Genomic DNA, 15580 nt, shown 5'->3' on the forward strand with positions numbered 1-15580 from the left:
TTCGGCACAATGCGTGCATGGTCAAGCCGCTCGTGACGAGGGAGATGAGGGAACGCGCCAGGCGTGTGCCCAACAACTGGCTGCACGTGATCGACCCCGCACACGACAGCGCCGCTGACGTTCCCGCGGAAGCCGTGATCGGGCGGTACCTCGTCGACGCTCGAGGCGAAATCAGCGACCAGTACGTGCCGAATCCCCGGTATCAGCCGCGTGAGGTCACCTTCGAGAACGACCTCGAATCGGTGATGTACCTCGTGCAGCGCGGATACGAGGACAAGCAGACGCTCGTGGACGCGGTGCTCGCTGCCGATCTCCTGCTGCCCGCCGATCCGGCTCGCGAGCCGCGCAGGCACCTGGTGATGCGCGGCGACACCGTGGACGTCTTCGCCTCGGAGCAGGCTCGGCCGCGTGACTGGCCGCCGCACTGGCACCGCTTTCGCGGGGTGGAGCTGGCGGTCGTCGTCGACGCGCTCGACCGGCCCGTCACGCTGCTGGTCACCGCGCAGGGCGGGGTCCAGTTCGAGATTCCCGGCGACCTGCTCGTCGAAGGGCTGCGTGACGTGATCACGATGGGGTGATCCGCGTGGTGGCGTTGATCGGGGAACGGGTCGCGTTGCGCCGATCGGGCTAACCTCCGGCCGTGCGGACGAGGCTGACCCCCATGCAGCAGGCGGTGGTGGACGCCGGGCGCCCCTTGCCGCAGCTCACCGATCCGCTCGAGGTCGAGCTCCAGGTCAGCGCGGTCGCCGGGCCGTTCGTCGACAACGAGGAGCTGTGGGAGGTCGTCGTCCGGCACCTGGGGGAGGTGCCGAGTCGGCGCAGTGCGGCGCTGTTGACGGCGTTGGCGCACCTGCTGCCCGGGCGGCCCGGGGAGTGGGCCCGGGAGGCTGCGCGGCGGCAGGCCAGGCCTCGGTGGGACCTTGGCGGGTTGACGTTCGGCGAGTGCTGGATCGGGGACCGGTCGATCGACGCCGGGTATCTGGCGCTGCTGTGCAGTTATGCGTATGGGGACGTGGGGCACGCGATGGTGTTCATGATCGACGAGCTCAACGGGAGTCTTACGCGGCACGCGTTCCTCACTCGGGAGGTGGGGGAGGCGTTGGACGGGCTGCGGGGTGAGATGCGGTTGGAGTCGATCACGCCTGAGGCCGCTCATTGGCTGTTGAGCCGCAGTTACGACCGGTTCGAGCGGCGGCCCGGGCTCGGGGCGAGCCTGGACGTGCACCAGACGAGGCTTGTTGCGCGGCGGCGGATCGCGCTCGCGATGAATCAGCTTTCGTGACACGGTCGTGCGGTGTGTCTGTCGCTCGATCGTGGGGTTGCCATTACTGTCCCTGTGTGATCAGCGGGATGGTCGCCGGGCGTGATGATCAGGCCCTCAGTCGTGTGCCCGGCGTGGCGCGGCACCCCTGGTGGTCCGTCGCCGTTCAGCGGTTCGGGCAGACGACGGCGCTGAGCCAGTTGGTGCTGGGGGCGGCGCTCGGGTTCGGCATGCGGTTCTGGGACGCGGTCCTCGCGCTCACGATCGGGGCGGTGCTGCTCAGTGCCGTCGCGGTCGCCGTGGGTGTCATCGGGCAACGTGAGGGACTGCCGACGGCCATCCTGAGCCGGTGGACCGGGTTCGGGCACGCCGGGTCGGCGGTGCTCGGGCTGGTCATCGCCCTGTCGTGCACCGGGTGGTTCGGGGTGCAGACCGGGCTGGCGGGGGCGGCGCTCGCCGCGACCGCCGGGGTGGTGCCGGCGCCCGTGTGGTCGTTGCTGGTCGGGATCGTCATCACGGTCGTCGCCGCCTGTGGTGTGCGGTGGATGGCGTGGACGTCGTATGTGGCCGTGCCTGCCTTTCTGGGGTTGCTGGCGTGGCTCGTCATCAGGAATGTCGACGATGTCGGCGTCCTCGGCGGTCCGGCGCCGGGGGCCTCGATCGGGATGCTGACGGCGATCACGCTGGTCATCGGCAGCTTCATCGTCGGGGCGGCGATCGCGCCGGACCTGACGCGCTTCCACCGCAGTGGGCGGGACGTCGTCAAGCAGACGGTTCTGGGGGGCGCGGCCGGGGAATGGGTCATCGGGCTGGCGGGCGTGGTGCTCGCGCACGGGCTCGGCACGACGGACGTCATGGGCGTCCTCAGCGAGACCGGTGGCTGGGTCGGCGCGCTGATCGTGGTCACGGCGGTGCTGAAGATCAACGACTGGAACCTCTACTCGGCCTCGCTCGGCCTCGTGAACTTCTTCGACGCCGTGTTCTCGCTCAGGATCAGCCGGACGCAGATGACGGTCGTGGTCGGGTGCGCGGGCAGCTCCCTCGCGGCCGCGGGCGTCGTGCACCAGTTCACCCACTTCCTGATGCTGCTCGGCGTGGTGTTCCCGCCGGTCGCCGGGATCATGCTCGCCGAGTACTACGTCGTGCGGCGGTGGCGCAACGAGATCATCTCCACGCGGCCGAACGTGCCGCGCTCGGCGCCGTCGTGGGTGCCCGCCACGGTGGTGATCTGGCCTGCGTCAGCGGTGATAGGCGAGTTCGCGCCGATCGGACAGTCGGGCGTGAACTCTCTCGTGCTCGCGTTCGCGCTGTATGTGTGCGCTGGGCGGCTGAACCTGTTGAGGATGCGCACGCGCCGTGCCACCAACCGCGAGATGAAGGCCGCCTGAGGTCAGGTCGGCACGAACGCGGGCAGCACGGCGTCCACTTCGAAACCGCCGTCGTCGGTCGGGCCGGCGGTCAGCGTTCCCCCGACCACCTCCACGCGGCCGCGCAGGCCGAGCAGGCCGCTGCCGGAGCCGGGCAGGGCGAGGCCCGGCAGGACCGACGGCCTGGTGTTGCGGATGACCGCGCGGACGCTGCTCGGTCCACAGTGGATGGTGATCTCCGTGTGGGCGCCGGGGGCGTGCTTGTGCACGTTCGTGAGCGACTCCTGCACGACCCGGTACATCGTGCGGCGCACAGCGGGGGAGATGGTGCCGTCGTCGCCGTGCTCGGTCAGCGTGACCTCCAGTCCCGTGGCGGCCGAGTCGGCGACCAGGCGCGAGAGCCGGTCGGGCAGCACGTCCGGAATGCGCGGCGCGCGGCCCGAGCGCAGCACACCGACGAGGTCGCGCAGTTCGGCCAGCGCCTGGCAGCCCGCGGTGCGCAGTTGTTCGGCGGCTGTGCGCACGCCGTCGTCCTTCGCGGCCATCCGCAACGCGCCCGCGTGCAGCACCATCAGGTTCAGCCGGTGCGTGACGACGTCGTGCATCTCGGCGGCGAGCCGGGTGCGTTCGTCGGCACGAGCCTGTTCCACGCGCAGTGCGCACTCCCGCTCGGCGATCGAGCGCGTGAGCCTGCGCCGGTCGCCCAGGTGCAGGCCGAGCAGGCCGGCGATCACGATCAGGCCGGGACCGACCAGGCAATCGGGCAACACCCACGTCCCGGCCCCGATCGCCCACGCGAGGGCGTGGAGCGGGAAGAGCCAGCGGTAGCGGGTGGCGTGCGCGGCGACGGAGTACGCGGACACCACCGATGCGTAGTTCGGCGTGAGCAGCGTGAGGAAGGTGATCACCAGGCTGGACGCGACGGGGTGCGTGCGCCGCCACCACAGGGCCGCGGCCGCGAGCAGGCGGACGGCGAGGTGGAACGCCAGGGACGCCGGTGGGAGTTGGGGCGGCGTGAACTCGCGCCACATCCCCAGCGCTGCCACGAGCAGCACCAGCCCCAGGTCTCCTGCCCGTGTCACGCGGGTGACGATACTGCTGCGTTGTGCTCCGGATCACCTACTGGAGCAGGGGATCGACCCTACTTTCGCAGGTGGCGGGCACCGACATTTCCGCCTGCCGGACACACGCGTCCGTTTGCTGCGCACACTGCTTGCGGAACAGCGCCGGGCGGCAGCCCTGGCGAGGATGAGGCGCCCGGCGGCACGGGATGACGGGCGCCGTTTCCCTACGGCCGGAAGATCGGCTCGATCCAGTAGTTGCTCGCGTTCCAGGTGTCGGCCGGGAACCCGCCGCCGTAGCGGTACACGCCGGCGTTCACCGGCAGCGTGAACGGCGTCTGCACGACGTTGCCGGTGAAGTAGTCCTGCGTGGCCCGGTAGCCACCGGACGGCGTGTAGTACGAGACGACGTACTCGGTGCCCGGTGCCACGGGAACCGGTGTGCCGAAGGTGATCCGCTGGACGTAGGCGGCGCCGGGGGCGTCCTGCTCGGCCAGCAGGACGCCGTCGGCCCAGATCCGCGCGGTGACGGGGCCGGTGTACGTGCCGCGGTAGAGGATCACGGCCGGGATCGAGCCCGCGCGGTCGACCCGCAGGCGCACGCCGAGTTCGACGGCCTCGGTGTCCGGGTCGTTGATCGTCGGGCTGTGCGTCTCGTTGAGGATGAGCAGGGTGTCACCGGCGAGCGGCGGGGTCGTGGTGCCGCCGACGTGGACGGTGCGCGAGACCGTGACCGGGCCGGTCGTGGACGCGGTGCGGGCGCGCGCCTTGATCGTCAGCGGGCCGGGGACGGAGGGCCACAACACGACGGACCACCGTTCGCCGTGGGCGTCCGCGGTGGTCCAGTTCGTGCCGTCGTCGGTGGAGAAGTCGACCTCGGTGATGCCGCCCGACTCGCCGTTGACGGCGCCGCCGACCACGAGCAGCGGTTCGTTCAGCGGGACGGAGGCCTCGGCGGTGGGCGCGAAGATCATCGCCATCGGCGAGTCCGCGGCGAGGGCCGGAGTGGGAGAGACCAGGACAAGTGCCAGCAGCAGTACTGCTAATCGTCTCATGTACGGCGGATCGTCCCAGGTAGATCCGCAGTTACGGTGATCCGCTGTTCGGTCGTGCACCCATTCGGCTGACGGTCGTACCCGTGTGGACCAGATGTCGTTGACGAGTACATGACCTGTGACAACGAAGTCCCGGTCCCCGAAGTCCGGGCCCCGGTGCGTCGTCGGCAGTTCCTCACGTTCCTGGTGGCCGCGCCGGTGCTCACCGTCGCGGTCCCCGGCACGGCCGAGGCCGTCATCCCGACGCTGCCGCAACCGGCCGAGGTCCTCGACCTCGGCGACGTCCTCATCCTGGCCGGCACGCCCACGGCCGGAGCGCTCGCCGTGCTCAGCGTCGGCGAGGACGGTGTGGTCACCCTCGAACTGCCTCGCGCCGAGGTCGGTCAGGGCATCACGACGGCGTGCGCGATGCTCGTCGCGGAGGAGCTCGACCTGCCGCTCGGGAAGGTACGCGTCACGCTCGCCGACGCGCGGCCCGAGCTGCTGATGAACCAGCTCACGGGTGGTTCGAACACGATGCGGTCGGTGTACGGCCCGGTCCGTCAGGCGGCGGCGGCCGCACGGGCCAGGCTGCTCGCGGCGGCTGCCCGGAAGCACGGCGTCGCGGTCGAACGTCTGTCCACGAAGGACGGTGCGGTGATCCTCCCGGACGGCCGCCCGATCGTGTACGGGCTGCTGACCTCGGCCGCCGCGCAGCTCACCGGAACCTTCGCCGCACAACCGAAACCGGCCGAGGAACACCGGCTCGTCGGCACCCCGCAGTCGCGCATCGACGCCCGCGCGATGGTCACCGGTCAGTTCAAGTACACGCTCGACCAGGACGTGCCGGGCGCGATGCCGACGGTCGTGCGCCGGCCGCCGACGATCAACGGCTCGGTGAGGTCGGTCGACTCGGCGGCCGCGAAGGCGATGCCGGGCGTGCTGGCGATCGGGGTCGTGCCGACCGGGGTCGCGGTGGTCGCCGAGACGTTCGGGCAGGCCATGGCGGCACGCGACGCGCTGAAGGTCACCTGGAACGCCGGCACGATCGACGCGTTGTCGGACAAGGAGATCCGCGCGAAGCTGCAGGCCGCGGCGTTGCCGTTCGTGGTGCCGCCGCTGCTCACCCAGCACCTCGACATGGACTTCGACTTCGCGTTCGTCAGCCACGCGCCGATGGAGACGAACTCGGCGATCGCGGACGTCCGCGACGACCGGGCCGAGATCTGGGCGGGCCTGAAGTCGCCGATCGTGGCGCAGCAGACCATCGCCGCCGCCATCGGACTGCCCGAGTCGGCGGTGAAGGTGCACGTGATGCAGGGCGGCGGCTCGTTCGGCCGCAGGCTCTTCTTCGACGCCGCGCTGGAGGCCGCGCAGATCTCGAAGGCGTTGCGGCGCCCGGTGAAGCTCATGTGGGACCGCAAGGACGACATGCGGCACGGCCGGGCGCGCGCCGCCAGCCACCACAAGCTGCGGGCGACGTTCGGGCTCGGCAACGTGCTGACGTTCGAGCACCGGGTGGCGTCGGTCGAGACCGACTTCCGGCACGGCCTCGGCGAGATCCTCACCGCCACCGCCGCGAAGCTGCCCGTCGGGGGCAACCTGTCGTTCGCGCAGACGGTGTTCCTCACGACGTGCAAGGTGCCGTACAACTTCGGCGTCGTCACCTCGCTGCTCAACGAGGTGCCGCTGCGCATGCACACGGGCTCGTGGCGCTCGGTCTACTCCGCGAACACCCGCGGCGCCGAGGAGATCCTCGTCGACCAGCTCGCGAAGAAGATGGGCAAGGACCCGGTCGAGTTCCGCCGCGAGTTCCTCAAGACCGCACGGCAGCGCGCCGTGCTGAACAAGGTCGTGGCCGAAGGCGAGTGGGGCAAGGCGATGCCCAAGGGCTTCGCGCAGGGCATCGGCTTCCACGACGAGTACAAGTCGTGCACGGCGTGCCTGGTCGAGATCGACGCCCGCGACCCGAAGAACCCGCGCGTGGTCAGGGCGACGATCGCGGTCGACGTCGGCCGCCCGATCAACCCGCGCGGCCTCGAGGCGCAGATGCTCGGCGGCCTGACCGACGCCATCTCCACCACGTTGCGCGCCGGTCTGCACATCGACAGGGGACTGCCGCTGGAGGGGTCGTACTCGCAGTTCCACTACGCGCGCCAGAAGGACGCGCCGCTCGACGTGAAGATCCACGTCATGCCGGCGACCGGCGAACCGGGCGGCGCGGGCGAGCTGGGCGTGCCGGCCGCGGTCGGTGCCATCGCCAACGCCTACGCGCGGGCCACCGGCATCGTGCCGCGCAGCTTCCCGATCATCTTCCCGGTCGACTTCGAGCCGTTCCCGCGCTGAAGGAGCGTCCCCTGTGCCTACCTACACCATGATCGTCAACGGGAAGCCGGTCACCGTCGAGGCCCCCGCCGACATGGCACTGCTCTGGGTGCTGCGCGACAAGCTCGGCGTGCGCGGGCCCAAGTTCGGCTGCGGGATCGGCGTCTGCCGCGCCTGCACGTCCCACCTCAACGGCGCGGAGATCCAGCCGTGCGTCACGCCCGTCGCGGAGTGCTCCGGGCAGGAGGTCACCACGATCGAGGGCCTGGCCTCCGGTGACGACCTGCACCCGGTCCAGGAGGCGTGGCTCGAGCAGGACGTCGCGCAGTGCGGCTACTGCCAGCCCGGCCAGATCATGGCCGCGGCGGCGTTGCTCCGGACGAAGCAGGAGATAACGGACGAGGACATCGACCGGATCGCGAACGTCTGCCGGTGCGGTACCTACTTCCGCATCCGCCAGGCCATAAAGTCAGCGGCGGCCAAGATGTGAGGTAGCCGGGGCCCGCCGGCGCAGGAGGATCCCGTGCTGGCGCTGTCCGTCGTGTTGCTGGTGGCTGTTCTGGTCTGCGCGGTCGTCCGGCCGTGGGGCCTGCCCGAGGCGGCGGTCGCGGTGCCGGCGGCCGTGCTGGTCGTGCTCGCCGGCGCGTTGCCGTTCGACCACGTCGTGGACGAGGCGGTGCGGCTGGGGCCCGTGATCGGGTTCCTGGCCGCCATCCTCGTGCTCGCACAGCTCTGCGACGACGAGGGCCTGTTCCACGCGGCGGGCACGTGGATGGCGCGCGCGTCCGGCGGCAGACCGAGAACGTTGCTGGGCGGTGTGTTCGTCACGGCCTCGGTCACCACGGCGGTGCTGAGCCTGGACGCGACGGTCGTGCTCCTCACGCCCGTGGTGTTCGCGACGGCCGCGCAGCTCGGCGTCCGGCCGAAACCGCACGTCTACGCGTGCACGCACCTGTCCAACAGCGCGTCACTGCTGCTGCCGGTGTCGAACCTGACGAACCTGCTGGCGTTCGCGTCGAGCGGGCTGAGCTTCACGCGGTTCGCGGCGCTGATGGCGTTGCCGTGGGTCGTGGCGATCGTCATCGAGTACGTGGTGTTCCGGCGGTTCTTCCGCACCGACCTCGACGCGCCGGTGCACGAGCCGGACACGCGGCCCGCCGCCGAACTGCCGGTGTTCGCGCTGACCGTGGTCGGGCTGACGCTCGTCGGGTTCGTGGTCGCGTCGGCCACCGGTGTCGACCCGGCGTGGGCCGCCTGCGCGGGTGCCGTGGTCATGGCGGTCCGGGCGCTCGCGAAGAAGCGCACGACCGCGGTCAAGGTGGTGCGTGCGGCCTCGTTGCCGTTCCTCGCGTTCGTGCTCGGCCTCGGCATCGTGGTGCGAGCGGTGGTCGACAACGGGCTCGACGAGGTGCTGAAGCTCGCGATCCCGGGTGGTGACGGCCTGCTGGCGTTGCTCGGCGTGGCCGCGGTCGCCGCCGTGCTCGCGAACGTGATCAACAACCTGCCCGCGGTCCTCGTGCTGCTGCCGCTCGTGGCGCCGATGGGGCCGGGCGTGGTGCTGGCGGTGCTGCTGGGCGTGAACCTCGGCCCGAACCTCACCTACGCCGGGTCGCTCGCGACGTTGCTGTGGCGGCGGATCGTGCACGACCACGACGCCGAGGTGCACCTGCCGGAGTTCACGAAGCTCGGCCTGCTCGCCGTGCCTGCCACCCTGATCGGTGCCGTCGTGGCACTGTGGGCGTCCCTGCGGCTGATCGGAGGATGACCATGACGGTGGTCGTGTGGATCGCCGACGACACCTGGCAGGACTGCGTCGACGCGGCTCGTGCGCACGACGGGGACTTCCTGCTGCTGCACGTCAGCGATGTGGCCGGTACGGCCCACGGCGCGTTCGCCGGGCTGCTGGGCCGGCACTCCTCGCTCGACCCCGGCACGCGCCTCGACGACCTGGCCGCCGACCACGCCACGCACCTGCTGGACGCGGCCGCCGAACGCCTCGGGCGCCCGTGTGCGAAACAGGCGCGCGTCGGCCGGGTCGAGCACGAGGTCGTCGAGGCGGCACGGGAAGCGTCGCTGCTGGTGCTTTGCCGTGACGGCGACGTCAGCCACGCCGGTCCGCGCAGCCTCGGCCCGGCAACCCGGTTCGTCGTCGACCACGCCCCGTGCCCGGTGCTCCTCGTCTGGCCGACATAGCTGCCTGAGCGCAAACTTGCGTGCACGCACTTTTCTTGCATAGCCTGAGGGCCATGCGAGCCAAAGGCATCGCGTACGACACCGGTTTCGTGCGCCACGGGGACATTTCGCTCAAGACGTTCGACCTGGACGAGGTCAGGCGGGACCTGACCGCGATCAGGGACGACCTGCACTGCAACGCCGTCCACCTCGTCGGAGGTGATCCCGAACGGCTCGAACGGGCCGCGGAGATCGCCGCCGGGCTGGGGCTGGAGATCTGGTTCTCGCCCTATCCGCTGGAGCTCACGCCGTCCGAGGTCCTCGACCTGTTCGCCGACTGCGCGCGCAGGGCCGAGCGGGTCCGGGCGCACGCGGAGGTCGTGTTCGTGACGGGCGTCGAGCTCAGCGTCATGAACCCGGGCTTCCTGCCGGGTGACGACGTCCTGCAGCGCGTGGAGCAGCTCATGGGACGACCCGAGCGGATGCGGGAGGCGGGGGAGAGGCTCAACGCGTTCCTCGCCGAAGCCGTCGGCGTCGTGCGGCGGCACTTCCACGGCAGACTCACCTACGCCTGCATCCCGTTCGAGAACCCCGACTGGGACCTGTTCGACATCAGGTCGTTCGAGCTGATCCGCTCCGCCGAGGTCGCCGGCGTGTACGCCGAGAGCATCAGGAACGTGGTGGCGCAGGGGAAACCGGTCGCCATCACGGGCTTCGGCACGGCGGCGTGGCACGGGTCGGGTGCCATCGCGCCGCGCAGCATGGAGATCGTCGAGCACGACGAGGCCGGGCTGCCGGTCCGCGTGAAGGACGGCTACGTGCGCGACGAGGAGGAGCAGGCCACGTACCTGCGCGAGGTGCTGGAGACCTTCGAGGCCGAGGGCGTCGACAGCGCGTTCGTGTACATGTTCGCGCTCGCCAACTACACCCACCGGCCGGACGACCCGTCCCGCGACCTCGACATGGCGGGTCCCGGGATCGTGAAGGTGCACGAGGACGGCCGCTGGGAGCCCAAGGCCGCGTTCGGTGCCGTCGCTGAGGTCTACGCCCGCATTTAAGCGCTTGGCGGGCACGGGAACGCCAGCCAGACTCGTGGGCACCATGAGCGCAAGGTTGCGAGCGATCGCCCACGACACCGTCGCCATCTCGGAGCGCGGTTCCTACTCCACCCCCGCCGGCGAGGTCGCCGTCGCCGTCACCCCCGCGGTCGAGGGGACCCGGCTCCACCTGCCGGACGAGGTGCTCCCGCTGCCCCCGGAGACCGGCGAGGCGCGGATCGACGTCACCAACGAGTCCACTTTGGACGCGAGCCGCCGGCTCGGCGGTGACGTCGCGGCGCTGAACTTCGCGTCCGCCCGCAGCACCGGCGGCGGCTTCCTCAACGGCGCGCAGGCCCAGGAGGAGAGCATCGCCCGTGCGTCGGCGCTCTACCCGTGCCTGCGTGCCGCGGGCGAGTTCTACGCGTACCACCGCGCGCACGGGGACCTCACCTACACCGACCGCGTGATCTACTCGCCGCGCGTGCCGGTCTTCAAGGACGACGAGGGCGCGTTGCTGCCGGAGCCGTACGAGGTCTCGTTCCTCACCGCGGCCGCGCCGAACCTGGCGGCCGTCCTGCGCAACCAGCCCGACCGCGCCGACGGCGTGCCGCTCGCGTTGCTGCGCCGCGCCATCCGCGTCCTGCACGTCGCCGCGTCGCACGGTCACCGCAGGCTCGTGCTGGGCGCGTGGGGGTGCGGGGTCTTCGGCAACGACCCCGCGACCGTCGCCCGGATCTTCGGGCTGGCGCTGCGGGACAACCGCTACTTCGAGCACGTCGTCTTCGCGGTGCTCGACCGCCAGAAGGGCACGCCGACCTTCCAGGCGTTCGCCGACGCCCTCGGCTGAGCCACAGTGGCACCACCCCTGACCTGCACTGAGCCAACATGATGCCAAGTTGAGCCAGAATTGCTTGTGGGTGGTGCCATCGTGTGCCATAGTGGTGCCATGGATCTGACCCCGTATGTGGCTTCCCTCGGTCGCGAACTGCTGACCGCCGTCGAGACCGGCGGCGACGAAGCGAGTGCGCTGGTCGAGCGGTTGACCGTGACGATGGAGTCGGCGATCCGGCTGGCACTGCTCGAAGCGCTGTCCGCCGCCGCCGACGAGATCACCGCGGACCTGGCACCGGACTCGGTGCAGGTGTTGCTGCGGGGCCGCGACCCGAAGTTCGTGGTGACGCGCAGGGCGCCCGAACCGGCCGTCGCGCCGGAGCCCGCCCCCGCGCCGCCCGCCGAGGACGTGGCGGCCGGCTTCGAGGACGGCACCACCGTGCGCATCAACGTCCGCCTGCCCGAGCCGCTCAAGGCCGCGATCGACGAGGCGGCGGCCAAGGAGGGGCGTTCGGTCAACGCGTGGCTCGTGCGCGCCGCGTCCGCCCAGCTGAACCCGAAGCGCGAGCAGACCGTCGCCGAGGCGGTGACGAGCAGCATCACCGGCTCGCAGCGTTTCGTCGGCTGGGTCCGCTAGCACCCGCTCCTCATCACATCGCCCCGACCTGCGGGGATGCTCCACCGACACCTTCTGAGGGGACAGCCATGCCTTCTTACGACACGCCAGAACCGATTTCCGTACTGCTCGACGTCTACGCGGGCCACGTCCAGGTGGTCGCGTCCGACCGCACCACCACCGCGGTCGAGGTGCGGCCCACCGACTCGTCCGACGCCTCGGACCGGGAGGCCGCGGAGAAGATCAGGGTCGACTACGCCGACGGCACCCTCGTCGTGCGCGGCCCGAAGCGGACCTTCGACTTCTCCCGCAAGACGCGCTCGGTCGACGTCGTGATCGAGCTCCCGACCGGGTCCAAGGTGGACATCGACGTGGCGGCCGGCAGCGCCCGCACCTCCGGCGTGCTCGGCGTGACCGAGGTCGACCTGTCCGCGGGCAACATCCACCTCGACCGCACCGGCCCGCTGAAGGCCGACACGGGCGCCGGGCAGGTCAAGATCGGCGCGGTCACCGGCGACGCCGAGGTCAAGACCGGCAGCGGCCACATCCGCGTCGGCAGGGTCGACGGCTCGCTGGTCGTCAAGAACTCCAACGGCCACATCGACGTCGGCACGGTCGAGGGCGAGCTGCGGGCCCGTTCCGCCAACGGCGACATCAACGTCGAACGCGCCGGCGCGCTGGTGGACGCCCGGACCGCGATGGGCTCCATCGAGGTCGCCGAGGTCGTCCGCGACACCGTCTCGCTGAACACCGCCATGGGCGGCATCGAGCTCGGGATCGCCCAGGGCACCGCCGCGTGGATCGACGCCAAGACGTCGTTCGGCCGCGTCAGCAACACCCTCGACGGCAGCGACGGCCCCGGCAACGCCGCCCAGACCGTCAAGGTCACCGCCCACACGTCCTTCGGCGACATCTCCGTCCGCCGTGCCTGAGGGGAACCCCATGAACGCGATCGAGGCAAGAGGCCTGCGCCGGTCCTACGGCGACAACGAGGTTCTCAAAGGCGTCGACCTGAACGTCAAGCGCGGCACCGTCTTCTCGTTGCTGGGCGCGAACGGCGCCGGCAAGACCACCACCGTCAAGATCCTGTCCACGTTGATCCGGGCGGACGGCGGCAGCGCGTCCGTCGCCGGTCACGACGTGGCGGGCGACCCCGACGCCGTCCGCGCCGCGATCGGGGTGACGGGCCAGTTCTCCGCCGTCGACAACCTTATGACGGGTCGCGAGAACCTGAAGCTGATGGCCGACCTGCACCACCTCGGCAAGGCCGGTGGCAGGCGCAGGGCCGAGCAGCTGCTGGAGCAGTTCGACCTCGTCGACGCCGCCGACAAGTCCGCGTCGACCTACTCGGGCGGCATGCGGCGCCGGCTCGACCTCGCGATGACGCTGGTCGGGTCGCCGCAGGTGATCTTCCTGGACGAGCCGACCACCGGGCTCGACCCGCGCAGCCGCCGCACCATGTGGCACATCGTGCGGGGACTGGTGGCGAGCGGCGTCACGATCTTCCTCACCACCCAGTACCTCGAGGAGGCCGACGAGCTCGCCGACCGGATCGCGGTGCTGGACCACGGCAGGATCGTCGCCGAGGGCACCGCGGACGAGCTCAAGCGCCGCATCCCCGGTGGCCACGTCCTGCTGCAGTTCGCGGAACTGCGCGAGCTGGAGTCCGCCGCGCGGATCATCCGCCACGCCTCGCGCGACGGCGACGCGCTGTCCCTGCGGGTGCCGAGCGACGGCAACGTCCGTTCGCTCAAAGCACTGCTCGACCGGCTCGACGAGAACGCGGTCGCGGTCGAGTCGCTCAGCACGCACACCCCCGACCTCGACGACGTCTTCCTCGCCCTCACCGGCAATCCCGACAAGGTGGCCCAGAGATGACCTACGTGCTGACCGACTCGGCGACGATGGTGCGCCGCAACCTGAAGCGGATGATCCGCTACCCGTCGATGACGTTCCAGCTCCTGATCATGCCGGTCGTCTTCCTGCTGCTGTTCGTCTACGTCTTCGGCGGCACGCTGGGCGCCGGGCTCGGCGGGCCCTCCGGCGGCCGGGCCGAGTACCTGAACTACGTGACGCCGACGATCGTCCTGATGGCGATCACCGCCGCGGTGCAGGGCACGAGCATCTCGATCGCGATGGACATGACCGAGGGCATCGTCGACCGCTTCCGCACCATGAAGATCGCACGCGTGTCCGTCCTCACCGGACACGTCGTGGGCAGCCTGGTCCAGACGGTCCTCGCCATGGCGTTCGTCTTCGGCGTCGCGGTCGCGATCGGGTTCCGGCCGCAGGCGAGCGCCCTCGACTGGCTCGCGCTGGCCGGTCTGCTGGTGGCGATGGCGTTCGCGCTGATCTGGTTCTCCGCGGCGCTCGGCCTCGCCAGCAAGTCCGTCGAGTCGTCGAGCAACGTCGGCCTGCCGCTGATCCTGCTCCCGTTCTTCGGCAACGGTTTCGTGCCCACCGACTCGATGCCGACCGTGCTGCGCTGGTTCGCCGAGTACCAGCCGTTCACCCCGTTCATCGACGCCCTGCGCGGCCTGCTGATGGGCACGCCGATCGGCAACAGCGGCTACATCGCCTTCGCCTGGTGCGCCGTCATCGGGTTCGGCGGCTACCTCTGGTCCAAGAAGCTCTTCAACCGCGAATCCACCCGCTGACAAGGAGAACACCGATCATGCTGCACGGTTTACCGATGGACCGCGACGTCACGCCGTTCGACCCGCCGAGCGCTATCACGAAGGTGCGCTCGACCCGCCCGGTCAGCCCGATGCTCTTCCCCGACGGCCACGAGGGCTGGCTGATCAGCGGCTACGACGCCGTCCGGCAGGCGTTGGCCGACACCAGGTTCAGCTCCCGCCAGGACCTCGGCGTCCTGCACGCGCCGTACCCGACGCCCGGCATGCCCGAGTTCACCGAGCCCTCCCCGCCGGAACCCGGCGTGTTCATCAGCATGGACGCGCCCGAGCACACCCGGCTGCGGCGCAAGCTGACCGGAGCGTTCACCGTCCGGCGGATGAAGGCGCTGGAGGACCGCATCACCGAGATCACCGCCCGGCAGCTCGACGAGCTCGCGAAGCTCACCCCGCCGGTCGACCTGGTGCGGGAGTTCGCGCTTCCCGTGCCGTCGCTGGTGATCTGCGAGCTGCTCGGCGTCCCGTACGAGGACCGCGACACGTTCCAGACGAACACCGCGAGGTTCATGGAACGCGAGATCTCCCTCGAGGACAAGATGGCCGCGTACATCGCGACCAACACCTTCCTGGCCGGCCTGATCGCGGCCAAGCGCGCCGAACCCACCGACGACCTGCTGTCCGACCTGGCCCGTGACGAGGACCTCAGCGACCAGGAGCTCGTCGGGATGTCGTTCCTGCTGCTGCTCGCCGGCCACGAGACGACCGCGAACATGCTGGCGCTGGGCACGTTCGCGCTGCTGGAACACCCGGACCAGATGGCGGCGCTGCGGGCGGAGCCGGAGCTGATCCCCGATGCCGTCGAGGAGCTGCTGCGCTACCTGACGGTCGTCGACATCTTCTTCCGCTACGCGGCGGAGGACATCGAGTTCCACGGTGAGACCATCCGCGAGGGCTCGACGGTCGTGCTGTCGCTGCTGGCCGGCAACCACGACCCCGGGCGCTACGAGAACGGCGACGAGCTGGACGTCCACCGCAACGCCCGGGGCCACCTGGCGTTCGGGCACGGCGTGCACCAGTGCCTCGGTCAGCAGCTGGCCCGCATCGAGATGCGCGCCGGGTTCGAGGGACTGCTGCACCGCTTCCCCTCGCTGCGACTCGCCGTTCCGGCGGCCGAGGTGAAGCTCAAGACCGACATGAACATCTACGGCGTGCACGCCCTGCCTGTCACCTGGGAGTAGCC

The 15580-nt window shown here is 70.5% G+C and carries 16 protein-coding genes; 14 read left to right on the forward strand and 2 right to left on the reverse strand.

Annotation, left to right across the window (positions count from 1 at the left end; genetic code table 11):
• Positions 1-17 precede the first annotated feature (17 nt).
• From BMY74_RS31070 to BMY74_RS31080, 3 genes are all read left to right on the forward strand, one after another.
• On the forward strand, positions 18-578 hold the full coding sequence (locus BMY74_RS31070; RefSeq protein WP_089922068.1) for a type VII secretion system-associated protein: 561 nt from the start codon (positions 18-20) through the stop codon (positions 576-578).
• Between the two features lie 62 nt (positions 579-640).
• Positions 641-1282: a hypothetical protein gene (locus BMY74_RS31075; protein ID WP_143091767.1), complete on the forward strand. Its 642-nt coding sequence runs from the start codon at positions 641-643 to the stop codon at positions 1280-1282.
• A gap of 56 nt (positions 1283-1338) precedes the next feature.
• The gene (locus BMY74_RS31080) at positions 1339-2649 is read left to right on the forward strand and encodes a purine-cytosine permease family protein (RefSeq protein WP_245786458.1); all 1311 of its coding nucleotides are present in this window, start codon (positions 1339-1341) and stop codon (positions 2647-2649) included.
• Between the two features lie 2 nt (positions 2650-2651).
• Here the strand turns inward: BMY74_RS31080 and BMY74_RS31085 are convergent, their stop codons facing one another.
• On the reverse strand, positions 2652-3710 hold the full coding sequence (locus BMY74_RS31085; protein WP_143091768.1) for a sensor histidine kinase: 1059 nt from the start codon (positions 3708-3710) through the stop codon (positions 2652-2654).
• Positions 3711-3916: 206 nt separating this feature from the next.
• The gene (locus BMY74_RS31090) at positions 3917-4744 is read right to left on the reverse strand and encodes a DUF4082 domain-containing protein (RefSeq protein WP_089922071.1); all 828 of its coding nucleotides are present in this window, start codon (positions 4742-4744) and stop codon (positions 3917-3919) included.
• A 111-nt stretch (positions 4745-4855) separates the two neighbouring features.
• Here BMY74_RS31090 and BMY74_RS31095 point away from each other — a divergent pair, with 111 nt between their 5' ends.
• From BMY74_RS31095 to BMY74_RS31145, 11 genes are all read left to right on the forward strand, one after another.
• On the forward strand, positions 4856-7069 hold the full coding sequence (locus tag BMY74_RS31095) for a xanthine dehydrogenase family protein molybdopterin-binding subunit (RefSeq protein WP_089922072.1): 2214 nt from the start codon (positions 4856-4858) through the stop codon (positions 7067-7069).
• Positions 7070-7082: 13 nt separating this feature from the next.
• The gene (locus BMY74_RS31100) at positions 7083-7538 is read left to right on the forward strand and encodes a (2Fe-2S)-binding protein (protein WP_089922073.1); all 456 of its coding nucleotides are present in this window, start codon (positions 7083-7085) and stop codon (positions 7536-7538) included.
• 42 nt (positions 7539-7580) lie between these two features.
• Positions 7581-8813: an SLC13 family permease gene (locus tag BMY74_RS31105; protein ID WP_218159813.1), complete on the forward strand. Its 1233-nt coding sequence runs from the start codon at positions 7581-7583 to the stop codon at positions 8811-8813.
• 2 nt (positions 8814-8815) lie between these two features.
• Positions 8816-9241: a universal stress protein gene (locus BMY74_RS31110; RefSeq protein WP_089922075.1), complete on the forward strand. Its 426-nt coding sequence runs from the start codon at positions 8816-8818 to the stop codon at positions 9239-9241.
• Between the two features lie 53 nt (positions 9242-9294).
• The gene (locus tag BMY74_RS31115) at positions 9295-10278 is read left to right on the forward strand and encodes a glycoside hydrolase family 113 protein (RefSeq protein WP_089922076.1); all 984 of its coding nucleotides are present in this window, start codon (positions 9295-9297) and stop codon (positions 10276-10278) included.
• A gap of 43 nt (positions 10279-10321) precedes the next feature.
• The gene (locus tag BMY74_RS31120; RefSeq protein WP_089922247.1) at positions 10322-11107 is read left to right on the forward strand and encodes a TIGR02452 family protein; all 786 of its coding nucleotides are present in this window, start codon (positions 10322-10324) and stop codon (positions 11105-11107) included.
• 99 nt (positions 11108-11206) lie between these two features.
• Positions 11207-11728, forward strand: coding sequence for a ribbon-helix-helix protein, CopG family (locus tag BMY74_RS31125; protein ID WP_089922077.1), 522 nt, complete (start codon positions 11207-11209; stop codon positions 11726-11728).
• Positions 11729-11796: 68 nt separating this feature from the next.
• Positions 11797-12639 carry a DUF4097 family beta strand repeat-containing protein gene (locus BMY74_RS31130; protein ID WP_089922078.1) on the forward strand — a complete coding sequence of 281 codons (843 nt, stop codon included), beginning with the start codon at positions 11797-11799 and terminating at the stop codon, positions 12637-12639.
• Between the two features lie 10 nt (positions 12640-12649).
• Positions 12650-13585: an ATP-binding cassette domain-containing protein gene (locus tag BMY74_RS31135; RefSeq protein WP_089922079.1), complete on the forward strand. Its 936-nt coding sequence runs from the start codon at positions 12650-12652 to the stop codon at positions 13583-13585.
• Positions 13582-14364, forward strand: a complete 783-nt coding sequence (locus tag BMY74_RS31140) for an ABC transporter permease (RefSeq protein WP_089922080.1) — start codon at positions 13582-13584, stop codon at positions 14362-14364. Before BMY74_RS31135 ends, BMY74_RS31140 begins: the two co-directional genes overlap by 4 nt.
• A gap of 17 nt (positions 14365-14381) precedes the next feature.
• Positions 14382-15578 carry a cytochrome P450 gene (locus tag BMY74_RS31145; RefSeq protein ID WP_218159799.1) on the forward strand — a complete coding sequence of 399 codons (1197 nt, stop codon included), beginning with the start codon at positions 14382-14384 and terminating at the stop codon, positions 15576-15578.
• The last annotated feature ends 2 nt before the right edge of the window (positions 15579-15580 follow it).

Origin of the sequence: Lentzea albida (genome assembly GCF_900111005.1) — a bacterium.
Lineage (GTDB): Bacteria > Actinomycetota > Actinomycetes > Mycobacteriales > Pseudonocardiaceae > Lentzea > Lentzea albida.